Annotated in this window: 22 protein-coding genes; 19 read left to right on the top strand and 3 right to left on the bottom strand. The window is 49.7% G+C overall.

The features are described from left to right. Positions 1–101 precede the first annotated feature (101 nt). Positions 102–1,781 carry a flagellar hook-associated protein FlgK gene (flgK, locus tag EDF88_RS05385; protein ID WP_064517895.1) on the top strand — a complete coding sequence of 560 codons (1,680 nt, stop codon included), beginning with the start codon at positions 102–104 and terminating at the stop codon, positions 1,779–1,781. Between the two features lie 16 nt (positions 1,782–1,797). Continuing rightward, a complete protein-coding gene (flgL, locus tag EDF88_RS05380) occupies positions 1,798–2,760 on the top strand; it encodes a flagellar hook-associated protein FlgL (RefSeq protein WP_064517897.1) in 963 nt (320 codons plus the stop codon). Positions 2,761–2,998: 238 nt separating this feature from the next. On the opposite strand, the gene rne is transcribed toward flgL, so the two are convergent. Next, a complete protein-coding gene (rne, locus tag EDF88_RS05375) occupies positions 2,999–6,283 on the bottom strand; it encodes a ribonuclease E (protein ID WP_134183458.1) in 3,285 nt (1,094 codons plus the stop codon). Positions 6,284–6,856: 573 nt separating this feature from the next. On the opposite strand from rne, the gene rluC reads away from it, so the two are divergent. Next, positions 6,857–7,810 carry a 23S rRNA pseudouridine(955/2504/2580) synthase RluC gene (rluC, locus tag EDF88_RS05365; protein ID WP_166671951.1) on the top strand — a complete coding sequence of 318 codons (954 nt, stop codon included), beginning with the start codon at positions 6,857–6,859 and terminating at the stop codon, positions 7,808–7,810. Positions 7,811–7,888: 78 nt separating this feature from the next. Here rluC and EDF88_RS05360 read toward each other — a convergent pair whose 3' ends face one another. Continuing rightward, positions 7,889–8,473 carry a nucleoside triphosphate pyrophosphatase gene (locus EDF88_RS05360; RefSeq protein ID WP_134183456.1) on the bottom strand — a complete coding sequence of 195 codons (585 nt, stop codon included), beginning with the start codon at positions 8,471–8,473 and terminating at the stop codon, positions 7,889–7,891. 140 nt (positions 8,474–8,613) lie between these two features. Between EDF88_RS05360 and yceD the strand changes: the two genes are divergently transcribed. The 14 genes from yceD (at position 8,614) to ptsG (ending at position 20,864) form a co-directional block, all read left to right on the top strand. Beyond that, positions 8,614–9,135, top strand: a complete 522-nt coding sequence (yceD, locus tag EDF88_RS05355) for a 23S rRNA accumulation protein YceD (RefSeq protein ID WP_064517903.1) — start codon at positions 8,614–8,616, stop codon at positions 9,133–9,135. 16 nt (positions 9,136–9,151) lie between these two features. After that, entirely contained in the window at positions 9,152–9,322 is a 171-nt protein-coding gene (gene rpmF / locus EDF88_RS05350) for a 50S ribosomal protein L32 (protein WP_034456167.1), read from the top strand. Positions 9,323–9,333: 11 nt separating this feature from the next. Next, complete coding sequence (plsX, locus tag EDF88_RS05345) at positions 9,334–10,368, top strand: phosphate acyltransferase PlsX (protein ID WP_134183454.1); 1,035 nt, start codon at positions 9,334–9,336, stop codon at positions 10,366–10,368. A gap of 5 nt (positions 10,369–10,373) precedes the next feature. Then, positions 10,374–11,327, top strand: coding sequence for a beta-ketoacyl-ACP synthase III (locus EDF88_RS05340; protein WP_064517907.1), 954 nt, complete (start codon positions 10,374–10,376; stop codon positions 11,325–11,327). A 17-nt stretch (positions 11,328–11,344) separates the two neighbouring features. After that, on the top strand, positions 11,345–12,274 hold the full coding sequence (gene fabD, locus EDF88_RS05335) for an ACP S-malonyltransferase (RefSeq protein WP_134183452.1): 930 nt from the start codon (positions 11,345–11,347) through the stop codon (positions 12,272–12,274). A 13-nt stretch (positions 12,275–12,287) separates the two neighbouring features. Then, positions 12,288–13,022, top strand: coding sequence for a 3-oxoacyl-ACP reductase FabG (gene fabG / locus EDF88_RS05330; RefSeq protein WP_064517911.1), 735 nt, complete (start codon positions 12,288–12,290; stop codon positions 13,020–13,022). Positions 13,023–13,177: 155 nt separating this feature from the next. Further along, positions 13,178–13,414 (top strand): acyl carrier protein, encoded by a 237-nt coding sequence (acpP, locus tag EDF88_RS05325; RefSeq protein ID WP_034456161.1) that lies wholly within the window; start codon positions 13,178–13,180, stop codon positions 13,412–13,414. Positions 13,415–13,501: 87 nt separating this feature from the next. After that, positions 13,502–14,743 (top strand): beta-ketoacyl-ACP synthase II, encoded by a 1,242-nt coding sequence (gene fabF, locus EDF88_RS05320; protein WP_064517913.1) that lies wholly within the window; start codon positions 13,502–13,504, stop codon positions 14,741–14,743. 112 nt (positions 14,744–14,855) lie between these two features. Further along, positions 14,856–15,656 carry an aminodeoxychorismate lyase gene (gene pabC, locus EDF88_RS05315; RefSeq protein WP_134184167.1) on the top strand — a complete coding sequence of 267 codons (801 nt, stop codon included), beginning with the start codon at positions 14,856–14,858 and terminating at the stop codon, positions 15,654–15,656. A gap of 10 nt (positions 15,657–15,666) precedes the next feature. Beyond that, positions 15,667–16,689 carry a cell division protein YceG gene (gene yceG / locus EDF88_RS05310; RefSeq protein ID WP_064517917.1) on the top strand — a complete coding sequence of 341 codons (1,023 nt, stop codon included), beginning with the start codon at positions 15,667–15,669 and terminating at the stop codon, positions 16,687–16,689. Next, entirely contained in the window at positions 16,679–17,317 is a 639-nt protein-coding gene (tmk, locus tag EDF88_RS05305; protein ID WP_064517919.1) for a dTMP kinase, read from the top strand. Before yceG ends, tmk begins: the two co-directional genes overlap by 11 nt. After that, entirely contained in the window at positions 17,317–18,324 is a 1,008-nt protein-coding gene (gene holB / locus EDF88_RS05300; protein ID WP_064517920.1) for a DNA polymerase III subunit delta', read from the top strand. The genes tmk and holB overlap by 1 nt, the downstream gene beginning before the upstream one ends. A gap of 11 nt (positions 18,325–18,335) precedes the next feature. Continuing rightward, entirely contained in the window at positions 18,336–19,130 is a 795-nt protein-coding gene (locus EDF88_RS05295; protein WP_064517922.1) for a metal-dependent hydrolase, read from the top strand. A gap of 300 nt (positions 19,131–19,430) precedes the next feature. Continuing rightward, positions 19,431–20,864 carry a PTS glucose transporter subunit IIBC gene (gene ptsG / locus EDF88_RS05290; RefSeq protein WP_064517924.1) on the top strand — a complete coding sequence of 478 codons (1,434 nt, stop codon included), beginning with the start codon at positions 19,431–19,433 and terminating at the stop codon, positions 20,862–20,864. A 238-nt stretch (positions 20,865–21,102) separates the two neighbouring features. Here the strand turns inward: ptsG and fhuE are convergent, their stop codons facing one another. After that, a complete protein-coding gene (gene fhuE, locus EDF88_RS05285; protein WP_064517926.1) occupies positions 21,103–23,292 on the bottom strand; it encodes a ferric-rhodotorulic acid/ferric-coprogen receptor FhuE in 2,190 nt (729 codons plus the stop codon). A gap of 366 nt (positions 23,293–23,658) precedes the next feature. Between fhuE and hinT the strand changes: the two genes are divergently transcribed. Then, positions 23,659–24,015 (top strand): purine nucleoside phosphoramidase, encoded by a 357-nt coding sequence (gene hinT / locus EDF88_RS05280; protein ID WP_134183450.1) that lies wholly within the window; start codon positions 23,659–23,661, stop codon positions 24,013–24,015. Between the two features lie 4 nt (positions 24,016–24,019). Next, complete coding sequence (locus EDF88_RS05275) at positions 24,020–24,394, top strand: DUF1425 domain-containing protein (RefSeq protein ID WP_064517930.1); 375 nt, start codon at positions 24,020–24,022, stop codon at positions 24,392–24,394. Positions 24,395–24,413: the final 19 nt, after the last annotated feature.

Raw genomic sequence — 24,413 nt, 5'->3', positions numbered from 1 at the left:
CTTCCTGCAACTCGAATTATTTAGAGCTAACACCTCAAGTGTTGCCAGACGCTGCCGATACTTACCAACAGGAATCGTGATTAACGCGCTAAGGAAATTTCATGTCCAGTAGCCTGATTAACAGTGCCATGAGTGGCCTGGGTGCTGCCCAGGCGGCACTGAATACTGTCAGTAACAACATTTCTAACTATAACGTCACAGGCTATACCCGCCAGACTACCGTGTTGTCGCAGTCGCAAAGTACGTTTGGTGCAGGTGGCTGGATTGGTAATGGCGTACAGGTCAGCGGTGTGCAACGTGAATATGATGCGTTCATCACTAACCAACTGCGTGCGGCACAAACGCAAAGCAGTGGTCTGAATACTCAGTACCAGCAGATGTCTAAAATTGACAATATTCTGTCTGGCACTACAAATACCCTCGCTACAACCATGCAGAGCTTCTTTAGCGGCTTGCAGACTCTGGTTAGTAACTCCGAAGATCCGGCGGCACGCCAGGCATTGCTTGGAAATGCCAACGGCTTGGTTAACCAGTTTAAGGTGACCGATCAGTATCTACGCGACCAGGATAAGCAGGTGAATACCGCAATCCAGAGTAGCGTGGAGCAAATCAACAATTACGCCAGCCAGATCGCCAATCTGAATAACCAGATTTCGCGCCTGACGGGTGTGGGGGCAGGTGCAGCACCGAACGATCTGCTCGATCAACGCGACCAGTTGGTTAGCGAGTTAAACCAGATTGTCGGTGTTGAAGTCAGTGTTCAGGATGGTGGTACATATAACGTCTCCATCGCGAATGGTTTGTCCCTGGTACAGGGTGATAAAGCCAATAAACTGGCGGCAGTGGCTTCCAGCGCTGACCCTTCACGTACCACAGTTGCGTATGTTGACCCTGTTTCAGGCACTAAGGAAATTCCGGAAAACCAGCTGAGCAGCGGCACGCTGGGCGGCATGTTGACCTTCCGTTCTCAGGATCTGGATAGCGCTCGCAACCGCTTGGGGCAGTTGGCTCTGACATTTGCCGATTCGATAAATCAGCAACATGGCAAAGGGGTTGATGCTGGTGACCCGCCGGAGGCTGGCGGTGATTTCTTTTCAATCGGCGGGCCGACAGCCTGGGGGAACGCCAACAATGTCGCTAAAGATACCTCGCTTAAAGTAAGCATGACGAACAGTTCGGAAGTGCAGGCAAGCGACTATAAAGTGACCTATGACGGTAAGGATTGGCAAGTCACACGCCTGGCGGATAATAAGCAATTCAAAGCCACGCTCTCCACTGATGGTAAAAGCATGAGCTTCGATGGCCTGAAACTTGATATTAGCGGTACGGCGCCGAGCAAAAATGACAGCTTCATAGTTAAACCTGTTTCTGACGCTGTTGTGAACATGGGCGTGCTGATTACCGACGAAAGTAAGCTGGCCCTGGCGGGTGACCCTAATGGTGGCACTGGCAATACCAGCGGTGGCGCAAGCGACAACCGTAATGCCCAGGCAATGCTAGACTTGCAAAGCGGCAAACTCGTTAACGGCAACAAATCGTTTAACGATGCATATGCAAGCCTTGTGAGCGATGTTGGTAACAAGACCAGCACCCTGAAAGTCACCAGCACAACGCAAAATAACGTGGTTACGCAGTTGAGTAACCAACAGCAGTCTATCTCGGGAGTCAATCTCGACGAAGAGTACGGTAACTTGCAGCGTTTCCAACAATATTATCTGGCTAATGCCCAGGTACTACAGACGGCATCAACTCTGTTTGATGCGTTACTGTCCATTCGTTAATTAAGGAATCTGGCGTATGCGTATCAGTACCGCAATGATGTACCAACAGAACATGCGCGGCATAACCAACTCGCAAAGTGAATGGTTGCGTTATGGCGAGCAGATGTCGACCGGTAAGCGTGTTACTAAACCTTCTGACGATCCGATTGCTGCATCGCAGGCTGTAGTGTTGTCTCAGGCTCAGGCACAAAACAGCCAGTATGCGTTGGCGCGTACCTTTGCGACTCAAAAGATTTCGCTGGAAGAAAACGTGTTAGGGCAGGTGACAACAGCCATCCAGTCAGCACAAGAAAGAATCGTTAACGCCGGTAACGGTACGTTAAGCGATGATGACCGTGCATCACTGGCGACCGATCTGGAAGGTATTCGCAATCAGATATTGAACCTTGCCAACAGTACGGATGGCAACGGGCGCTATATTTTTGCGGGTTACAAAACGGATTCGGCACCGTTTAGCGGTGGGGCCAACAGCATCACTTATACCGGTGGTAGTACATCGGTAACTCAGTCTGTAGACGCATCGCGTACCATGACCGTAGGGCATTTGGGCTCACAGATTTTCGAGTCACTGACCAGTAATGCGGTGCCTGAACCGGGTACCGGTACGTCTGAGAAGAGTCTTTTCAATATGCTTGACTCAGCTATTGCGACGCTGAGAACACCGACAGAAGGCCTGGATGACACTCAGAGGGCTGACTTGGGCGCGGCTATTGATAAAACCAACCGCGGGTTGAGAAACTCCCTCAATAACGTGCTGACTGTGCGTGCTGAACTCGGTACGCAACTGAACGAGTTGGATAAGCTTGATGAGTTAGGTAGCGATCGCGCGTTGGGTCAGGCTCAGCAAATGAGTGATTTGGTGGATGTTGACTGGAACTCAGCAATCTCTTCCTATGTGATGCAACAGGCAGCCCTTCAGGCTTCATATAAAGCGTTCAGCGATATGCAGGGGATGTCCTTGTTCCAGCTAAACAAATAAGTTTTACCATTTTGGGTGTGCCATGAAACTGGGCACGCTTTATATGCCCACTTCTGCACCCCAGAGTGGGCTTTTTTTTGCCTGAAAATAGAGGGTAAGGGGGACGTTATCGCTGGCAATTTCCCTATGAATAGACAAATTGTTTTTGTAGGTAGGATTAGGGTTGCCACATGACAGCACACGCATAAATAAAAAAGCCGACCAGGAAACTGGTCGGCTTTTTAGCAACGCTTAGCGATTAGTCATTGCTTTGCGGGCGTGTTGCTGGTGCTGCTGCCTGGTGAGTTGCACTGCTACCACCGGCAGAACCGCGACCACTAAAGTCATAAGTTGGGCGTACCCAATCACTTTGACGTGGTGATTCTGGAGCATATTCCGGTGCTGGAGCACGAGTCATCGGTGCAGTCGCATGCTTAACGACGTGAGCGACTACGGCTACTTGTACAGGCGCTGCTTTTACTTCTGGTACAATTTCAGCGGCAGTTTCTGGAACAGCTGCTTCTTGAGTAACCGGAGTTTGCACTTCAACCACTTCGACTGGTTTTGTTTCTTCAACCGGAGCCATTGGCACAGTTTCTGCAACAACAACCGGCGCTTCCTGTGCAACTTCAGCGACCTGCTGCGGATGAGTTTCTACATTTACTACTTCATCTTGTGCAGGTGCAACTTCGTCAATCACTTGTTCAGCGACAACGTCATCTTCAGAAGCAATCAGATGTGGCTGCTCGCTGACTGGCGTAGCAATCACTTCCGGGTGTGTCGTTTCAACATGTGCAGTCTCAACAACTGGTTGCGCTGCCAATACTTCCTGAACAACACGTTGCTCGGTATACACAGCTACAGGCTCTTGCTCATGAGGAACAAACGCAGGAGTTTGCTCAACGTGGTCGTACTGCGACTCTTCTTGCGAACGGGCAACCGGATAACTAATCCAGGCTTTACCAGAGGCCAGTTCAGGAGATGCACATGCTACGGTCAACGGCATTGGCGACTGTGCAGGGTAACGCTCATCACGATAGCGACGACGACGCTGACCACTAACACGTAAATGACGTGGAGAGCGGCGAGAACGGCGCGGCATACCATTAGAGTCGTTACGTGAATCGTTGTTGTCTTCTTGCTCAACAACTGGCTTCTCGATAACGGCTGGTAACGGAATAGTTGCCAGTTCAGTGTGGGTAGCTGGTGCTGCAACTGTTTCAGCGATTTCAGGCGTTGCCACAACTTCAACAGCAGAATCTTGAGCTGATTCAAAGCGAACTTTCTGGCTCAGCTGACGCTGTTTACGACGAGGCATAACCTGGACGCGTTCTTCCTGCTCGGTCTCAGCTTCAACTTCAACCACTTCATCACGTTGCAGAACTTTAACTTCTTGTTGTGCCTGACGCTTGTCATCGCTACGACGACGGTTGCGCTCACGACGTGGCTGCTGCTCGTCACGTACTTTAGGCTTCTCAGCTTCTTCAACAACAACGTTCGGGCGGTTTTCACGCACTTCAGTATTTTGCTGCTGACCCTGACGGCGGTTACGGCGGTTATCGTCGCGGTCGCGGTTTTCACGCGGCTCACGGTTGTCACGATTTTCGCTGCGGTTTTCGCCACGCCCTTCACCACGATTATCACGATCGCGGTTATTGCGATCGCCACGATCGTTACGGTCACGACGGTTATTCTGGCGACGGTTATTACGGCGATCCTGATTTTGACGTTGGCCTTCACTCTCAGCAGGTTTTGCTTCCTGAACTTCTTTGCTTTCAGTCGTAGGTTCACCTGCGAACAGGTTTTTCAACGCACCGAAGAAGCGGCTAAGCAAGCCAGGCTGCTCAGTTGTTGCTACTTTCGCATCTACTGGTTTAGTAACTGGAGTTTGCACCGCGGTTGCTGCAGGAGCTGACTCAGGCGGAGCTGGCGGCTCGTCAGGCATCACGAAGGTTGCCAGTGCAGGTTGCTCAGGGCGTTTACGCTCTGCGTACTCTTCTTCAGACGTCACAGCCATCTCTTCTTCATACCGCTTCGGCAGCATGTAGCTCAGAGTTTTGCTTTCTTCGCCTTTACGTACGCGCAATACGGAATAGTGTGGAGTTTCCATCTGATCGTTAGGAACGATGATAGCTTTCACACCACCCTGACGGGTTTCAATCGCGCTTACCGCATCACGTTTTTCGTTCAGCAAGTAAGAGGCAATTGGTACAGGAACAATCGCGTGAACTTCCTGGGTATTCTCTTTCAGCGCTTCTTCTTCAATCAGACGCAGAATGGAGAGTGCCATGGATTCGTTGTCACGTACCGTACCTGTTCCGCTACAACGCGGGCAGACATGGTGGCTGGACTCGCCCAGAGAAGGGGAGAGGCGCTGACGGGACATTTCCAGCAGGCCAAAGCGTGAAATATGGCTAATCTGGATACGAGCACGGTCCTGGCGTACCGCTTCGCGCAGACGGTTTTCTACCGCACGCTGGTGGCGCACAGGCGTCATGTCGATGAAGTCGATAACAATCAGGCCACCGAGGTCACGCAAGCGCAGTTGGCGTGCGATTTCATCAGCTGCTTCAAGGTTGGTATTGAATGCCGTTTCTTCGATATCACCACCACGAGTTGCGCGCGCGGAGTTAATGTCGATTGCGGTTAATGCTTCGGTGGAGTCGATAACAATCGAACCGCCGGAAGGCAGGCGAACTTCACGCTGGAAAGCGGATTCAATCTGCGATTCAATTTGATAGTGGCTAAACAGCGGGATTTCACCGGTGTAGAGCTTAATTTTGCTGCTGAAATCAGGACGACCCAAAGCACCGATATGCTGGCGAGCCAGTTCGAGCACTTTCGGGTTATCGATAAGAATTTCACCGATATCCTGACGCAGATAATCACGGAAAGCACGGACGATAACGTTGCTTTCCTGATGGATAAGGAATGGAGCCGGGCGATTTTCTGCCGCTTTCTGAATGGCTTCCCAATGCTTCAGACGGAAACTTAAGTCCCACTGCAGTGCTTCGGCGGATTTACCCACGCCAGCCGTACGTACAATCAGACCCATGCCATCTGGCAGTTCAAGAGAAGACAGTGCTTCTTTCAGTTCGGTACGATCGTCACCTTCAATGCGGCGTGAAATACCACCAGCGCGCGGGTTGTTAGGCATCAGTACCAAATAACTACCTGCCAGGCTAATAAAGGTGGTTAAGGCTGCGCCTTTATTACCACGTTCTTCTTTATCAATCTGGACAATCACTTCCTGGCCTTCGCGCAAAACATCTTTAATGTTTGGACGACCATGTGATGAATAATTCGACGGGAAATATTCGCGGGCAATTTCTTTAAGGGGAAGGAAACCATGACGTTCCGCGCCGTAATCTACAAATGCCGCTTCCAGACTAGGTTCAATACGGGTGATTTTGCCTTTATAGATGTTGGCTTTTTTCTGTTCGTGTCCAGGACTTTCAATATCCAGATCGTACAGGCGCTGCCCATCTACAAGGGCGACACGCAACTCTTCTTGCTGAGTCGCGTTTATTAGCATTCTTTTCATCGTAACTTACTCATTATTCTTACATTGGTGACAGAGCTACGGGCATGGTGACGCTGACCGGGAGTGAACCGATGGCCTCGTGACTAAACGCATTAAGTCGCCAACCTCACGGTTGTCGCTTGCTGAGAGGCGCAAAGTGTCGGTAGCCTGTATTTCATACGGAAATACAGCGCAATTATCGTGGGAATAACCTTAGAAAATATCTTAAGAGTTGATTCCATTTTACCGGTCAGGCTGCAACCCGCAGCCCGCTAACTGCCTGAAAGTACAATACGTCTTACGCCATTGCTGCGTGGATGAACATTCAGGCAAAACTGGTAATTCCGCAAAATTCCTTGTTCTAACAAGTATCAACACGGAAAACCGCAACATTATTCCATTGCTAACCTTATTATAGCAAGATGACTTTTGCCTTTGATGCCTCGTTTCTTACAGTTTTTTAACTCACTTTTTCGCTGTGCGTCGCAGAAATTTGAAAAAGGAGAGTCAGGCGACTTAAAACCAGGCAATTTCTCAGTTAAGCACATAAAAATGAGTGGCGCTATGCGCGCACGCTATTTAGAATCGCCGACCATGAAAACTCAGACTCCTTCAGTACAAATCGTTGCCATTTCGTCCGACGAAGCCGGGCAGCGTATCGATAACTTTTTGCTCGCGCGCTTAAAAGGCGTACCGAAAAGTATGATTTATCGCATTTTGCGTAAAGGCGAAGTGCGCGTGAATAAAAAACGCATCAAGCCTGAATATAAAATTCAGGATGGTGACGAAATTCGTATCCCACCAGTTCGCGTTGCTGAACGTGAAGAAGAGGCGGTTTCCCCGCATCTGCAAAAAGTGGCGGCATTGACTGATGCGATTCTCTATGAAGACGACCACATTCTGGTGCTAAATAAGCCATCGGGTACAGCCGTTCACGGCGGCTCCGGTTTAAGCTTTGGTGTGATTGAAGGTTTACGTGCGTTACGCCCTGAAGCGCGTTTCCTTGAACTGGTTCACCGTTTGGACCGTGATACTTCCGGGATTTTGCTGGTTGCGAAGAAACGTTCTGCATTACGTTCGTTACACGAGCAATTGCGTGAAAAAGGAATGCAGAAGGACTACCTGGCGCTTGTTCGTGGCCAATGGCAATCGCATGTGAAAGCAGTGCAGGCTCCGTTGCTTAAGAATATTTTGCAAAGCGGTGAGCGCATTGTGCGCGTAAATAGCGAGGGGAAACCTTCAGAGACGCGTTTTAAAGTGGAAGAACGTTACGAATTTGCCACTCTTGTGCGTTGTAGCCCGATTACCGGGCGTACTCACCAGATTCGTGTGCATACGCTGCATGCAGGCCACCCGATTGCGTTTGACGATCGTTATGGCGATCGTGAGTTTGATAAGCAACTCGCAGGAACGGGGCTGAATCGCTTGTTCTTGCACGCTGCGGCCTTGCGCTTTACCCATCCAGGCACCGGTGAAATTATGCGAGTTGAAGCACCGCTGGATGAGAAGCTAAAACGTTGCCTTAATGTGTTGCGTAACGCACGCTAGTTTGTTGTCTACTTGCTAAGCATTGCGGTTGACGAAATAAAGAAGGGTGGATCAAGCTGTCGCTTTTCCACCCTTTTTTCACATCAGTAATGGGCTACACCCTTCATTACGCAGCATTTCGCACAAGCTAATCAGCGGTAGTCCTACTAACGTATTCGGATCTTTTCCAGACAAGCGTTCGAATAATGTGATCCCCAAACCCTCACTTTTAAAGCTTCCCGCGCACTGTAAAGGTTGCTCTTTATGCACGTAATTGCGGATTTCTTGCTCACTCAGATGACGAAAATGCACATCAAAGGGTTCGCAAATCACCTGTAAATTGCCCACGGAAGAATTATAAAGTGCAAGGCCGGTATAAAAAGTAACAATACTGTTGCTCGCAATCAGCAATTGTTCGAATGCTTTCTCTTCTGTGTGCGGCTTGCCGACGATCTTTGCATCTAATACGCAGACCTGATCCGAGCCAATAATCAAATGATTTGGATATTCCTTGCTCAATGCCTGTGCTTTGGCTTGTGCCAGTCGCATGACGAGCTGGCGGGCATCCTCTCTGGGAATTGGCGTTTCATCGACCAGTGGAGCCGCGGTGATAAAGGGCATGCCGAGCTTTTCAAGCAGCTCTCGACGGTATGGCGAAGTTGAGGCCAGAACAATTTGCGTCATATTTTTTTCATTAATGATAGCGATCCGAGAAAAGGCATTTTAAACTATGCCACCGCAATGTGTGCGAATAAGTAGAAAAGGCACTGTTTACAGGCTTTTTCTTTGACTCTATGACGTTACAAAGTTAATATGCGCGCCCTATGCAAAAAGTAAAATTACCCCTGACTCTCGATCCGGTTCGTACGGCTCAAAAACGCCTTGATTACACGGGTGTTTACACCCCTATTCAGGTGGAGCGTGTCGCCGAGTTTGTAGTCAGTGTAGACAGTGATGTGGAATGCGATATGTCATTTGCCATCGATAACCAACGCCTCGCAGTTATTACTGGTGATGCGAAAGTTTCGGTAACATTGGCGTGTCAGCGTTGCGGAAAGCCATTTGCCCATCAGGTTTACACACAGTATTGTTTTAGCCCGATCGTCAAAGACGAGCAGGCTGAAGCACTCCCGGAAGGATATGAACCAGTTCAGGTCAACGAATTTGGTGAAATCGATCTTCTGGCGTTGGTTGAAGATGAAATTATCCTCTCCTTGCCAGTTGTTCCGGTGCATGATTCTGAACACTGTGAAGTGTCCGAGGCGGACATGGTTTTTGGCAAACTTCCTTCCGAGGCGGAGAAACCAAACCCATTTGCCGTATTAGCCAGTTTAAAGCATAAGTAATTAAGGAGTAAGGTCCATGGCCGTACAACAGAATAAACCAACCCGTTCTAAACGTGGCATGCGTCGTTCCCATGACGCGCTGACCACAGCAGCAGTGTCCGTGGACAAAGTTTCTGGCGAAACTCATCTGCGTCACCACATCACCGCCGACGGTTTCTACCGCGGTCGCAAGGTTATCGCTAAGTAATTGGCGATACCTTGAGACGTCTAACCCTTGCGTTAGATGCCATGGGTGGGGACTTCGGTCCTTCCGTGACAGTGCCTGCAGCATTGCAGGCACTGGACTCTAACTCTCAGCTAAACCTTCTATTAGTCGGCGACCCCGACGCCATCACGCCATTACTTGCCAAAGCTGATTTTGAAAAACGCTCACGTGCGCAGATAGTTCCTGCGGAGTCGGTTATTGCCAGTGATGCAAGACCTTCGCATGCGATCCGAAATAGTCGCGGATCCTCGATGCGAGTGGCGCTTGAGTTAGTAAAAGAAGGGCGAGCAGAAGCTTGCGTCAGTGCAGGAAATACTGGTGCACTGATGGGCCTGGCGAAATTATTACTCAAACCCATTGAAGGGATTGAGCGACCGGCGTTGATGACGGTATTGCCGCATCAGCAAAAAGGTAAAACCGTCGTGCTGGATCTTGGCGCGAATGTGGATTGTGACAGTAATATGCTGGTGCAATTTGCGATAATGGGATCAGTGATGGCTGAGGAACTTCTCGGCATCAACTCTCCACGTGTCGCATTGCTGAACATCGGTGAAGAAGAGACTAAAGGTCTTGATAGCATTCGCGATGCTTCAGCTTTATTAAAAACAATGCCTTCTATCAACTATATTGGTTATCTTGAAGCGAACGAGTTGTTGACGGGAAAAACCGACGTGCTGGTCTGCGATGGTTTTGTCGGTAACGTCACCCTCAAGACGATGGAAGGGGTTGCAAGGATGTTCCTCTCGCTTTTGAAATCACAGGGCGAAGGGAAAAAAAGGTCGTGGTGGCTAATTATATTGAAGCATTGGTTACAAAAAAGCCTGACAAGGCGATTCAGTCACCTCAACCCCGACCAGTATAATGGCGCCTGTCTGTTAGGATTGCGCGGCACAGTGATTAAGAGTCACGGAGCGGCCAATCAGCGAGCGTTTGTTGTCGCGATAGAACAGGCAGTGCAGGCGGTGGTGCGGCAAGTCCCTACACGGATTGCTGCCCGCCTGGAATCTGTATTACCCAAGAGTGACTGACGTACATGTATACGAAGATTATTGGTACTGGTAGCTATCTGCCAGAACACGTGCGTACCAACGCCGACCTGGAAAAAATGGTGGATACTTCTGACGAGTGGATTGTCACCCGCACAGGTATTCGTGAACGTCGAATTGCTGGACCAGATGAAACCGTCGCAACAATGGCTTTTGCTGCGGCTACGCGTGCGCTTGAAATGGCAGAAATCGATAAGTCTGAAATTGGGCTGATTATCGTTGCCACAACTTCTTCAACTCACGCTTTCCCAAGTGCTGCCTGCCAGGTACAGGCAATGTTAGGGATTAAAGGCTGCCCTGCATTTGATGTTGCAGCCGCTTGCGCAGGTTTTACCTACGCACTAAGCGTGGCAGATCAATATGTGAAGTCCGGCGCAGTAAAACATGCGTTGGTTATTGGTTCTGACGTGCTGGCACGTACTTGCGATCCTACCGATCGCGGCACAATTATTATTTTTGGTGATGGTGCAGGGGCGGTTGTACTGAGTGCTTCTGAAGAGCCTGGTATCATTTCAACCCACCTGCATGCTGATGGTAGCTATGGTGAACTGCTGACGCTACCGAATGTCGATCGCGTGAATCCTGAAAATTCGATTCACCTGTCGATGGCCGGTAATGAAGTCTTTAAAGTTGCAGTTACAGAGCTTGCACACATTGTTGATGAAACCCTTGAGGCTAATAATCTGGATCGTTCCGATCTTGATTGGTTGGTCCCGCATCAGGCTAACCTGCGCATTATCAGCGCGACTGCGAAAAAACTTGGCATGTCACTCGATAATGTAGTCGTTACTCTTGATCGTCACGGTAATACCTCAGCGGCTTCTGTTCCGGCAGCGCTGGATGAAGCGGTACGCGACGGGCGGATTAAACGTGGCCAACTAGTATTGCTCGAAGCCTTCGGCGGCGGCTTTACCTGGGGTTCAGCACTGGTTCGTTTTTGATTATTAGGGATTTAACCATGACTCAATTTGCTTTTGTTTTTCCAGGGCAAGGTTCGCAAGCAGTTGGTATGCTGGCAGAAATCGCAGCAGCTAATCCTGTTGTTGAAGCAACCTTCCGTGAAGCTTCTGATGTGCTGGGCTATGATTTGTGGGCTCTGACTCAACAAGGTCCAGCTGAAGAACTAAACAAGACCTGGCAAACTCAGCCAGCACTGCTGGCAGCCTCTGTCGCATTGTGGCGTGTCTGGGAGCAGAAGGGTGGCAAAACCCCTGCAATGATGGCAGGGCACAGCCTGGGTGAGTACTCCGCTCTGGTTTGTGCTGGCGTCATTGATTTCGCAGATGCAGTGCGTCTGGTTGAGTTACGCGGTAAATTGATGCAAGAAGCGGTCCCTGCTGGAACCGGCGCAATGTATGCCATCATCGGACTTGATGATGCGTCTATTGCAAAAGCCTGTGAAGAAGCAGCCCAAGGCGAAGTGGTTTCTCCGGTGAACTTTAACTCACCAGGCCAGGTTGTGATTGCGGGTAACAAAGACGCCGTAGAGCGTGCTGGTGCAGCTTGTAAAGCCGCCGGTGCAAAACGCGCTCTGCCACTGCCCGTTAGCGTGCCATCTCACTGTGCATTGATGAAACCCGCGGCTGATAAACTTGCTATAGCGCTGGAAAATATCACTTTCAATGCGCCTGTTGTTCCTGTTGTGAACAACGTCGACGTGAAATGTGAAACCTCTGCGGAAGCTATTCGTAGTGCTCTGGTACGCCAGCTCTACAGCCCGGTACAGTGGACTAAATCAGTAGAATTTATGGCAGCGCAGGGTGTAGCCCAGTTGCTGGAAGTAGGGCCAGGTAAGGTATTGACTGGCCTAACAAAACGTATTGTTGACACACTGACTGCATCGGCCATTAACGAGCCGGTAGCGATGTCAGCAGCGCTCGAGCAATAAGACGAGGAAAACCATGAGTTTTGAAGGAAAAATTGCGCTGGTAACCGGCGCAAGCCGCGGTATTGGCCGCGCAATCGCGGAAACCTTAGTGGCCCGTGGTGCGAAAGTTATCGGTACTGCTACCAGTGAAAGCGGTGCGCAGGCGATCAGTGATTATCTGGGCGATAACGGCAAGGGTTATATGCTGAATGTCACCGATCCAGCTTCTATCGAAGCTGTTTTAGGAAATATTCGCGCAGAATTTGGCGAAGTCGACATTCTGGTTAATAATGCCGGTATCACTCGTGATAACCTGTTAATGCGCATGAAAGATGACGAATGGAACGATATCATCGAAACCAATCTGTCATCAGTTTTCCGTCTGTCAAAAGCGGTAATGCGCGCTATGATGAAAAAGCGTCATGGTCGTATTATCACTATTGGTTCTGTGGTTGGTACCATGGGAAATGCTGGTCAGGCTAACTACGCTGCGGCGAAAGCGGGTCTGATCGGTTTCAGTAAATCTCTGGCACGTGAAGTTGCGTCACGAGGTATTACTGTAAACGTTGTTGCTCCGGGCTTTATTGAAACGGACATGACGCGTGCGCTGTCGGAAGACCAGCGTGCGGGTATACTGGCGGAAGTTCCAGCGGGTCGTTTAGGCGACGCAAAAGAAATCGCCAGTGCTGTTGCATTTTTAGCCTCTGACGAGGCGGGTTACATCTCTGGTGAGACCCTGCACGTCAATGGCGGAATGTACATGGTTTAACCGCAAGATAAAACTATTTGCGTTATTTGGGCGAATGCCCGCAAAATAGCGTAAAATCGTGGTATGACCTGCCGGGATTTAGTTGCATCTTTTTCAACATTTTATACACTACGAAAACCATCGCGAAAGCGAGTTTTGATAGGAAATTTAAGAGTATGAGCACTATCGAAGAACGCGTTAAGAAAATTATCGGCGAACAACTGGGCGTTAAGCAGGAAGAAGTTATCAACTCCGCTTCCTTCGTAGAGGACCTGGGTGCTGATTCTCTTGACACCGTTGAGCTGGTAATGGCTCTGGAAGAAGAGTTTGATACTGAGATTCCGGACGAAGAAGCTGAGAAAATCACCACCGTTCAGGCTGCCATTGATTACATCAACGGTCACCAAGCGTAAGTGAACATCTCCAGGCGGTCATTCGACCGCCTGAGTTTTATCTAAGTGTCCCACTAGTATTATTTTTTCCCTCCCTGGAGGACAAACGTGTCTAAGCGTCGTGTAGTTGTGACCGGACTGGGCATGTTGTCTCCTGTCGGCAATACCGTAGAGTCTACCTGGAAAGCTCTCCTTGCCGGTCAGAGTGGCATCAGCCTAATCGACCATTTCGATACTACCGCCTATGCAACGAAATTTGCTGGCTTAGTAAAGGATTTTAACTGTGACGACATCATTTCGCGTAAAGAACAGCGCAAAATGGATGCCTTCATTCAATATGGAATTGTTGCTGGCCACCAGGCCATGCTGGATTCTGGTCTGGAAGTAACGGAAGAGAATGCAATCCGTATCGGTGCCGCAATCGGTTCTGGTATTGGTGGTCTGGGTCTTATCGAAGAGAACCACGCCGCGCTCGTTAAGGGTGGCCCGCGTAAGATCAGCCCATTCTTTGTACCGTCTACTATTGTGAATATGGTGGCAGGTCACCTGACCATTATGTTTGGCCTACGTGGTCCTAGCATTTCCATCGCTACAGCGTGTACTTCTGGTGTGCATAACATCGGTCAGGCAGCGCGTATCATCGCTTATGGCGATGCAGACGCAATGCTTGCAGGTGGTGCAGAAAAAGCCAGTACTCCGTTGGGCGTGGGTGGCTTTGGTGCCGCACGTGCACTTTCTACCCGTAATGACAATCCGCAAGCGGCAAGCCGCCCGTGGGATAAAGACCGTGATGGTTTTGTGTTGGGTGATGGTGCGGGCATGATGGTACTCGAAGAGTACGAACATGCTAAGAAACGTGGCGCGAAGATCTACGCAGAAGTCGTTGGTTTTGGTATGAGCAGCGATGCTTATCACATGACTTCTCCACCAGAAACAGGGGCAGGTGCTGCACTGGCTATGGAAAATGCTCTGCGTGATGCAGGTATTACTCCAGGCATGGTGGGCTATGTCAATGCACATGGCACTTCAACGCCAGCTGGTGACAAAGCCGAAACACAAGCGGTTAAGACTATTTTTGGTGAAGATGCCTACCGTGTTCTGGTGAGCTCAACCAAGTCTATGACCGGTCACTTATTAGGTGCTGCAGGGGCTGTAGAGTCAATCTACTCTATCCTTGCACTGCGTGATCAAGTGGTTCCACCAACCATTAACCTCGATAATCCTGACGAAGGTTGCGATTTGGACTTTGTTCCTCATGTTGCACGCCAGGTAAAAGGAATGGAGTACACCCTGTGTAACTCCTTCGGGTTTGGTGGTACAAACGGCTCGTTGATCTTTAAAAAGGTCTGATTGGCTGATAATAAAGGGCTCGCTTGCGAGCCCTTTATACATCTTAAATATCCCTCTTTTGCTGCACCATTCTCACTGGCACTCTTAATTCACGGAACATTGAGGAACGATGATGTATTTAATCAATGGTGAGTTGACGGCAAATCTTCCGGCAAACGATCGCGGCGTGCAGTTTGGTGATGGCTGTTTCACAACGGCAAGGGTCAAAGACGGTAGTGTGCGCTTTTTGGCGCAGCATCTTGACCGTTTAAAACAAGCCTGTGAAAAACTCCTTATCCCGTTTGTCGAATGGTCACTGCTTGAAAGTGAAATGCAGCAGCTTGCATTGTCACAATCACAAGCCGTACTAAAAGTGTTGATCACTCGTGGTAGCGGTGGGCGCGGTTACAGTGCAGCAAATTGCCAACATCCGACACGGCTACTCAGCGTTTCAGCTTACCCTTCGTTTTATCCACAATGGCGTGAGCAGGGGATTACCCTGGCATTAAGCCACATTCGATTGGGCATCAACCCGTATCTTGCCGGAATTAAACACCTGAATCGACTTGAGCAAGTGCTGATTCGTACGCATCTTGAACAGACGCAAGCCCAGGAAGCACTGGTTCTTGACAGTGATGGGTGGCTTACGGAATGCTGTGCCGCTAATTTATTCTGGCGTAAAGGATCTCAGGTCTTTACCCCTTATATGGATAAATCTGGTGTAAACGGCACGATGCGCCAGCATATTATTGCTTGTCTTGCAGACTCACCCTGGCAAGTAACGCAAGTGCGGGAGCGTCCTGAAAGTCTGGCTCAAGCCGACGAGTTACTCATTTGCAATGCATTGATGCCGGTTGTCCCTGTGAACCAGGCTGAATTATGGCGATTTGAATCTCGCGAGCTTTATCAATTTTTAGCACCACTTTGTGAGTAACCGATTAACGATGAAAAAGATGCTACGTTTCTTTCTGCTGCTGTTGGTTGTATTTGGCGTGGCGGCAGGCGTTGGCTTATACAAAGTCCGCCAGCTCGCTAACAGTCACCTGACCATTGCGCAAGAAACCATTTTCACCCTTAAACCTGGCACCGGTCGCCTGGCTTTGGGTAAACAATTGTATGACGAAAAATTGCTTAATCGCCCACGCGTATTCCAGTGGCTGCTGAAAGTTGAGCCCGATCTAGCTAATTTCAAAGCGGGTACCTACCGCTTCACGCCGCAAATGACAGTGCGTGAGATGCTCAAACTGTTAGCGAGCGGCAAAGAAGCGCAATTCCCGATTCGCTTTGTGGAAGGGACTCGCCTGAGCGACTGGCTGAAGCAATTGCGCGAAGCGCCATACATTCAGCACACGCTTAAAGATGATAGCTACGCCACGGTTGCCGAAGCCTTAAAATTTGAACACCCTGAATGGGTCGAGGGCTGGTTCTTCCCTGACACTTGGCTATACACCGCAAATACGACAGATATCGCACTGCTAAAACGTGCTCATGAGCGGATGGTCAAAGCGGTTCAGGCTGCGTGGGATGGCAAAAAAGAAGGGCTGCCGTATAAAACTCAAAATGATTTGGTGACGATGGCCTCGATCATTGAGAAAGAAACGGCTGTCGCAGCAGAGCGCGATCAGGTCGCATCGGTATTCATCAATCGTCTGCGTATCGGCATGCGTTTACAAACTGACCCGACGGTAATTTACGGTATGGGTGAAAGCTATAATGGTAAACTGTCACGTAAAGACCTCGAAACGCCTACGCCGTATAATACCTACGTGATTAGCGGTATGCCGCCTGGACCGATTGCGATCCCTGGCAACGCCTCGCTACAGGCTGCGGCTCACCCGGCGAAAACACCGTATCTCTATTTTGTCGCGGATGGAAAGGGCGGCCACACATTCAATACCAACCTTGCAGGTCATAACCAGGCTGTGCAGGTGTATATCAAAGCGCTGAAGGATAAGAATGGTCAGTAAATTTATCGTCATTGAAGGGCTCGAAGGAGCAGGGAAAACTAACGCGCATAACGTGGTCGTTGCGACTTTAAAAGAGCTGGGTGTAACCGATCTGGTGTTCACGCGTGAACCCGGCGGCACACCTCTTGCGGAAAGATTGCGCGAGCTGACGCTGAACAACAAAGGTATCGGTGACGAAATCGTTACTGATAAAGCTGAAGTGCTCATGTTCTACGCAGCACGCGTGCAGTTAGTTGAAACAGTTATCAAACCGGCGCTATCACGTGGCGCATGGGTGATAGGCGATCGGCATGATCTCTCTACACAGGCTTATCAGGGCGGTGGTCGCTGCATCGATCAGGAATTACTCATGGCGCTGCGTAATACAGTGCTTGGTGATTTTTACCCGGACCTGACCATTTATCTCGATGTCACGCCAGAAGTGGGCCTGACACGTGCGCGTGCGCGTGGTGAGCTAGACCGCATCGAACAAGAGTCTGTCGACTTCTTTAACCGCACCCGTGCGCGTTACCTTGAGCTCGCCGCAGCCGACAGCCGTATTCATACGATTGATGCAACACAATCGTTGGATGATGTGTCGCAAGACGTGCGTAACGCCGTACTTGAGTGGGCTAAGGGGCTGGCGTAATGAAATGGTATCCATGGTTACGCGCGCCTTTTGAGCAAATCCTCAGCCAGTATCAGGCCGGGCGTGGGCACCATGCATTACTGCTTCATTCATTAGCCGGTATGGGTGACGACGCGTTAATTTACGCGCTCACCCGCTGGTTGATGTGCCAGAAACCGCAAGGGAGTAAAAGCTGCGGCCAGTGTCGCAGTTGCCAGTTGATGCAGGCCGGTACACATCCGGATAGCTATGTCGTTGCGCCTGAAAAGGGCAAATCAAGCCTTGGCATTGATGCCATCCGCGAAATTACTGAGAAGCTCTACAGCCATGCTCAGCAGGGTGGGGCAAAAGTCGTCTGGCTTGAAGATGCCGGGCTGCTTACTGAAGCGGCCGCCAATGCGCTGTTAAAAACGCTTGAAGAGCCGCCCGCGAACACCTGGTTTTTCCTGGGTAGCCGCGAACCGGCTCGTTTACCCGCCACGCTCAGAAGCCGCTGCCTGTACTGGTATTTGACTCCACCTGACGAGAATTTTGCCCTTGCCTGGCTGGCACGGGAAATCACGCTTGATAATGAACAACTGCGTGCCGCATTGCGTTTGAGTTCAGGCGCACCTGCAGGGGCTCTGGCTCTTTTGCAGCCAGAACAGTGGAAACACCGCCAGTTGCTATGCGACAAACTTAATGAAGCCTGTGCGACTAAAAATATGCTGGTGTTATTGCCTGCGTTGAATAGTGATGATGCAGCTGTCCGTGTCCACTGGTTATGCTCTCTTTTGGTTGATGCACTAAAATGGCAACAAGGGGCTACACCGTGGTTGACCAATGATGACCAACACGCATTGGTAGCAAACCTTGCCTCCAGCGCAACACCCGCGATGCTACAAGCTATACTGCATAGTTGGTTTTCATGTCGTGAAACACTGTTAAGTGTTGTGGGCGTGAACCGAGAATTAATGCTGACTGAACAATTGCTCACTTGGGAGCGTTTAATGCAACCGGGTGCGGTCCTCCCTACCTTCCATCTTTAAAGAGTATTTGTATGTTCCTGGTTGACTCACATTGCCATCTCGATGGCCTCGATTATCAATCTCTTCATAAAAGTGTTGATGATGTTCTGGAAAAAGCTGCCGCGCGCGATGTGAAGTTTTGCCTTGCAGTTGCGACGACGCTTGAAGGTTATCGCGATATGCGTCAGTTGGTAGGCGAACGCCAGAACGTTGCTTATTCATGTGGTGTGCACCCGCTAAACCAGGCCGAAGCTTATGATGTCGAGGAACTTCGCCGTCTGGCTGCTGATCCTGGCGTTGTGGCAATGGGTGAAACGGGTCTGGATTATTTCTATACCCCAGAAACCAAACCACGCCAGCAGGAATCATTCCGTCATCACATTCAGATTGGCCGCGAGCTCAACAAACCGGTCATTGTTCATACCCGTGATGCTCGTGCCGATACCCTGACCATTCTGCACGAAGAGAAAGTGACAGACTGCGGTGGGGTACTACACTGTTTTACGGAAGACAGAGAAACTGCTGGAAAATTGCTCGACATGGGCTTTTATATCTCTTTCTCCGGCATTGTGACCTTCCGCAATGCTGAACAACTCAGGGATGCGGCGCGTTATGTGCCACTGGATCGCATACTGGTGGAAACTGATTCACCTTACCTTGCGCCAGTGCCGCATCGTGGTAAGGAAAACCAACCGGCAATGACGCGCGATGTGGCGGAATATATGGCGGTACTGAAAGGTGTTTCACTTGAGGAATTGGCCGTTGCGACGACAAAAAACTTCGCTACATTGTTCCATATTCCTGACTCCCGCTTGCAATCCGCCTGATAAATCTGACTTATTTTAAAGCTCGTAATTAATTATCTAAGCGAGTAAAGTTCACCGCCATAAAAATGGCGGTGAAGGCTGTTTTTGTAACATTCAGATACGCATAATGTAAACTTATGAAAGTTTTTCACTGGGCTGTTTGAGAAACGTGATAGCCGTCAAACAAACTTTCTTCGATTTATTTTACTCTGCGTAATAAATCAAAAGGCACTTAGATGCCTGTTTATGGACCGGATCTCCCCCCAGTCCGATGCGCATAACGCGTAAAAAAAGCACAAATACTCAGGAGCACTCTCAATTATGTTTAAGAATGCATTTGCTAACCTGCAAAAGGTGGGTAAATCGCTGATGCTGCCAGTATCCGTACTGCCTATCGCAGGTATCCTGCTGGGCGTCGGTTCTGCAAACTTCAGTTGGCTGCCAGCAGTGGTTTCTCATGTTATGGCGGAAGCGGGCGGTTCAGTATTCGCCAACATGCCGCTGATTTTTGCTATCGGTGTGGCATTAGGCTTCACAAATAACGATGGCGTTTCTGCATTAGCCTCTGTGGTTGCATACGGCATCATGGTTAAAACCATGGCAGTTGTTGCGCCATTGGTACTGCATATCCCTGCAGAAGAGATCGCCTCAAAGCACCTGGCTGATACCGGTGTTCTGGGCGGTATTATCTCGGGTGCAATCGCAGCCTACATGTTTAACCGTTTCTACCGCATCAAGCTTCCAGAATACCTGGGCTTCTTCGCCGGTAAACGTTTCGTACCGATCATCTCTGGTCTGGCTGCGATCTTCATGGGCGTTGTGCTGTCCTTCATCTGGCCTCCAATCGGTACGGCTATCCAGACCTTCTCTCAGTGGGCTGCTTACCAGAACCCGGTTGTGGCATTCGGTATCTACGGTTTCGTAGAGCGCTGCCTGGTACCATTCGGTCTGCACCACATCTGGAACGTTCCATTCCAGATGCAAATTGGTGAATACACCAATGCTGCAGGTCAGGTATTCCACGGCGATATCCCACGTTACATGGCAGGTGACCCAACTGCGGGCAAACTGTCTGGTGGCTTCCTGTTTAAAATGTATGGTCTGCCTGCTGCTGCTATCGCAATCTGGCACTCAGCTAAACCTGAGAACCGTGCAAAAGTCGGCGGTATCATGATCTCCGCTGCACTGACCTCGTTCCTGACCGGTATTACCGAGCCAATCGAGTTCTCCTTCATGTTCGTTGCTCCAATCCTGTACATCATCCACGCGGTGTTGGCAGGCCTGGCGTTCCCAATCTGTATCCTTCTGGGTATGCGTGACGGTACTTCCTTCTCTCACGGTCTGATTGACTTCATCGTGCTGAGCGGAAACAGCAGCAAACTGTGGTTGTTCCCAATTGTTGGCCTGTGCTACGCGGCGATTTACTACACCGTGTTCCGTGTGCTGATTAAAGCGCTGGACCTGAAAACTCCAGGTCGTGAAGATGCAACAACCGAAACCAGTACCACTTCCACAAGCGAAATGGCACCGGCTCTGGTTAGCGCTTTCGGCGGTAAAGAAAACATCACTAACCTGGATGCGTGTATTACCCGTCTGCGTGTTAGCGTGGCCGACATTTCTAAAGTCGACCAGGCTGGCCTGAAGAAATTGGGTGCGGCAGGTGTAGTAGTAGCTGGTTCAGGCGTTCAGGCAATCTTCGGTACTAAATCCGATAACCTGAAAACTGAAATGGATGAGTGGATCCGTAACAGCTAAGAAGTCGTTGGGGAGAACTGAGGGAGGCCATTGGCCTCCCTTTTTTATTGCCACCCCATAGCCGTCATATTTCAAGTTGCAGGGGTGTTGGCTGCACTCGCTCACCCCAGTCACTTACTTTAGGAAGCTCCTGGGGATTCGCTCATTTGCCGCCTACCTGCAACTTGAACTATTTAGGCTATGATTTGAAACCAATTTTGCATGGTGAATAATCTTGCGCCATCCACCATTAAGACGATTAGAAAGCGTAATTAGCGCTGACAGAGTAGTTGCGCGGTGCGCCGTAGACGATGGAACGGCTGTCGATGTTGCTGTCGTAAGTTTTGTCGAACAAGTTATCGATGTTCGCCTGTAACGAGAACGCTTTCGTAACCTGATAACGGGCAAACAAATCAACCAACGCATAACTGCCTTGTTCCGCACGGAAAGTACCACCCGGTACTGGAACATCCGCCCACACATGATCTTGCCAGTTAACACCGCCACCCACTGTTAGCTCGCGCAGTGTTGGGATGCGGTAACTGGTGAACAATTTAACTGAAGTGCGAGGCAGATTAGGGTTAACAGCTTTACCGTCGCTGTCTTCTGCAATATAACGTGTTGCACCAAATGTCATCTGCCAGTCATCAGTCAACGCGCCGTTAATCTCAAACTCCACACCCTTACTCACGGTACCATCAGCTTCACGGTAGGCCGTTTCACCGTTGCTGTCTGGAATTACCATGCCGGTCGATTGCGCGAGGTTATCTTGCTCAATACGGAAGATGGCAAGAGACGTGGTCAGACGGCTATTCATCCAGTCTGATTTCACGCCTGCTTCATAGTTGTTACCTGTGATTGGGGTAAGGTAATTCCCTTGCTCGTCACGCTCGGTTTGCGGCTTAAAGACGGAGGTATAACTTGCATATGTTGACCAGTCATCATTGATATCAAACACCACGCCGGCATAAGGCGACGTGTTATTTTTCTCAAGCTCCTGGGTTAGCGTATGCAGATTGTATTTGGTGTAACGCGCACCCACGATGACGTGCAAAGGGTCGGCTAGAGTAATACGAGTCGCCATATAAGCAGACTTCTGGCGAACCGTATCTTCCTGAGCGAGACTCAATGGCGTCCAGTTGGTTTCCGGGAAGTTGCCGTCATAGTCATTGTAATTGCCTAACTGGGTATCGCTGATGTTTTCCCACGAGCTGTAATAAGTATTGTTCTGTTTGGTGTAGCTGGTTCCAACCATGAGTTCATGCTGCTGGCCGAAGAGTTCATAAGAGCCATTGGCAAAGGTATCGAGAGCATCCACTTTGCGCTTACCGGTGTTATAACCCGTGCCACCTACATATGGGTAGGATGCGCCATATGGGCTAACCATCATGCCGCTGTTTTTATCTACTAGTCCATCCAGGTAAAGTTGCTTACTCTCGAGGTCCATTTCCGTGTGCGTGCCGTTAACCGTGAGCTGCCAGTCATTGCCCAGTTTTTGCTTCAGAGTGACGAAAGTACGCTGCGATTCTTTGTCGTTGTAAGCCCAGTCAGGGGCCGTGCTGTAGCTGCGGTCCGGGTCAGTTTTGCTGCCATCGGTGTACCAACGTGGAATACCGCCCCAGGTCGGGCTATTCACGTTGGTTTCCTGATAGTCATAACCGACTGAGAAACTGGTGGCCTCGGTCAAATCCGCATCGAGCACACCATAGAAGAATTTTTTCTTCTGGTTGTAGCGGTCAAGCCAGCTGTCGTTATCCTGATAACCTGCAACCATGCGGCCGCGAACATTACCATTGTCGGTCAGTGGCGTAGACATATCAGCAACATAGCGTTGTTTATTCCAGCTCCCATACTCTGCCGAAACGTTGGTCTGGAATTCACGGCTATCGGCATGTTTGCGCACCATATTGACGGCGGCTGAAGGGTTACCGGAACCAGTCATCAGGCCATTAGCACCACGGACAACTTCAATCTGCTGATACATCGCAGTATCGGTCAAGGCATCGCCCAGGTTCCAGCGCGATTCAAACAGCGTTGGGATGCCATCGACCATATAGTTGTCTATTAAAAAACCACGCGAGTAGAAGTTGCTGCGGTCGGAGTCGGCAACACTTTCAGATATACCCGTGGTGTTTTTCAGGACATCGCCCAGTGACTCAAGATTCTGGTCCTGCATGCGCTGCTCGCTGATGATGCTAACGGATTGCGGAATATCACGCGGCACCAGCAACATTTTCGTACCGCTGGTGGTGGTTTTAACACTGTAATCGCTCTCTTCTGCATCGGATGTGTTAGATACCGAGTTTTCGACAACCAGCGTTTCTTCTGCATTTTGAGTGGCGGAGAAAGCGGTTGAAGGAACGAGTGCGAAAGCAATACAGGATGCCAGCATAGAAATAGCGCTGGCAGGTGCGCGTTGCCCATCCCTGGTAGAAATGGTTAAAGACATCTTAAACCCTTATGAATTATTGGAGGTTGTGTCTCAGTGCCAAAGGAGTCCGGTCACAGAGTACATTGATTGTTTGCGATTTTATTTGTGACACACGAATGAAAATGCAAATGAGAAATATACTCATTCATTGATAAGCTGTAAACATATGTTACAGCTCAAGTGAAATATGGTTTTAATCACGAGAAGTGCAGGGTTTACGAAAGATCTGAGAAGCAGGTTGCCCAAAGAGTGATAAAGAAATAATGGGTTAAGGTTGAAAGAGCACGAGTAACTCGCTCATACTCTTACGTTATGCCTTTAAGCCTGTGCGCGCAGCGACTTAAACGAGCAAATAGCCAGCAATTAATGAATAAAGGTAACGTCATGGCCGAAGAAACTATTTTCAGTAAAATTATTCGCCGCGAAATTCCGGCAGATATCGTTTATCAAGATGAGTTAGTTACTGCATTCCGTGACATATCGCCGCAGGCACCTACCCACATCCTTATTATCCCTAATATCCTGATCCAAACAGTTAACGATGTCACCGCTGAGCATGAATTGGCGTTGGGGCGCATGTTGACCGTTGCTGCAAAAATTGCTGAGCAAGAAGGGATTGCTGAGGATGGCTATCGTCTGATCATGAACTGCAATCGTCATGGTGGGCAGGAAGTCTATCATATCCACATGCATCTGTTGGGCGGTCGCGTGCTGGGTCCGATGCTGACGCATAAAGGATAAGTTGATGAAAAATAACCCGCTGTTAATGCTATTGGCCGTCATTGTCATGGCAGGGTGTAGCTCCAAACCTGCTATCCCTGTTAATGATGGGCAAACGCTGGTCATGGAGGCATCTGTGTTGGCGGCGGGAGTCAGTGCTGAAAAGCCTGAAATTTCAACTGACAAGGGCGCCACTGTTTCTCGCAGCCAGCTATATAATGAACAGTCTAACCCAGTCATCATCAACTATCGTTTCTATTGGTATGACGAAAAGGGTCTTGAGATTCATCCTCTCGAGCAGCAACGCACGATTACGTTACCAGCGAAATCAAGCGTTTCGGTGTCATCCATAGCCAGTTATCCAGACGCACGTAAAGTACGTCTTTCTCTCTCTTTGTAAGGGGTGAATTTTGATTAAG

Origin of the sequence: Buttiauxella sp. BIGb0552 (assembly GCF_004366275.1) — a bacterium.
GTDB classification, from domain to species: domain Bacteria; phylum Pseudomonadota; class Gammaproteobacteria; order Enterobacterales; family Enterobacteriaceae; genus Buttiauxella; species Buttiauxella gaviniae.
Note: the sequence above shows the minus strand (reverse complement) of the source record. Positions and strands in the feature narration are given on the sequence as shown.

Coding starts and splice junctions, on each gene's coding strand:
- flgK (WP_064517895.1), top strand. CDS start 102: ATGTCCAGTAGCCTGATTAACAGTGCCATGAGTGGCCTGGGTGCTGCC.
- flgL (WP_064517897.1), top strand. CDS start 1,798: ATGCGTATCAGTACCGCAATGATGTACCAACAGAACATGCGCGGCATA.
- rne (WP_134183458.1), bottom strand. CDS start 6,283: ATGAAAAGAATGCTAATAAACGCGACTCAGCAAGAAGAGTTGCGTGTC.
- rluC (WP_166671951.1), top strand. CDS start 6,857: ATGAAAACTCAGACTCCTTCAGTACAAATCGTTGCCATTTCGTCCGAC.
- EDF88_RS05360 (WP_134183456.1), bottom strand. CDS start 8,473: ATGACGCAAATTGTTCTGGCCTCAACTTCGCCATACCGTCGAGAGCTG.
- yceD (WP_064517903.1), top strand. CDS start 8,614: ATGCAAAAAGTAAAATTACCCCTGACTCTCGATCCGGTTCGTACGGCT.
- rpmF (WP_034456167.1), top strand. CDS start 9,152: ATGGCCGTACAACAGAATAAACCAACCCGTTCTAAACGTGGCATGCGT.
- EDF88_RS05340 (WP_064517907.1), top strand. CDS start 10,374: ATGTATACGAAGATTATTGGTACTGGTAGCTATCTGCCAGAACACGTG.
- fabD (WP_134183452.1), top strand. CDS start 11,345: ATGACTCAATTTGCTTTTGTTTTTCCAGGGCAAGGTTCGCAAGCAGTT.
- fabG (WP_064517911.1), top strand. CDS start 12,288: ATGAGTTTTGAAGGAAAAATTGCGCTGGTAACCGGCGCAAGCCGCGGT.
- acpP (WP_034456161.1), top strand. CDS start 13,178: ATGAGCACTATCGAAGAACGCGTTAAGAAAATTATCGGCGAACAACTG.
- pabC (WP_134184167.1), top strand. CDS start 14,856: ATGTATTTAATCAATGGTGAGTTGACGGCAAATCTTCCGGCAAACGAT.
- yceG (WP_064517917.1), top strand. CDS start 15,667: ATGAAAAAGATGCTACGTTTCTTTCTGCTGCTGTTGGTTGTATTTGGC.
- tmk (WP_064517919.1), top strand. CDS start 16,679: ATGGTCAGTAAATTTATCGTCATTGAAGGGCTCGAAGGAGCAGGGAAA.
- holB (WP_064517920.1), top strand. CDS start 17,317: ATGAAATGGTATCCATGGTTACGCGCGCCTTTTGAGCAAATCCTCAGC.
- EDF88_RS05295 (WP_064517922.1), top strand. CDS start 18,336: ATGTTCCTGGTTGACTCACATTGCCATCTCGATGGCCTCGATTATCAA.
- ptsG (WP_064517924.1), top strand. CDS start 19,431: ATGTTTAAGAATGCATTTGCTAACCTGCAAAAGGTGGGTAAATCGCTG.
- fhuE (WP_064517926.1), bottom strand. CDS start 23,292: ATGTCTTTAACCATTTCTACCAGGGATGGGCAACGCGCACCTGCCAGC.
- hinT (WP_134183450.1), top strand. CDS start 23,659: ATGGCCGAAGAAACTATTTTCAGTAAAATTATTCGCCGCGAAATTCCG.
- EDF88_RS05275 (WP_064517930.1), top strand. CDS start 24,020: ATGAAAAATAACCCGCTGTTAATGCTATTGGCCGTCATTGTCATGGCA.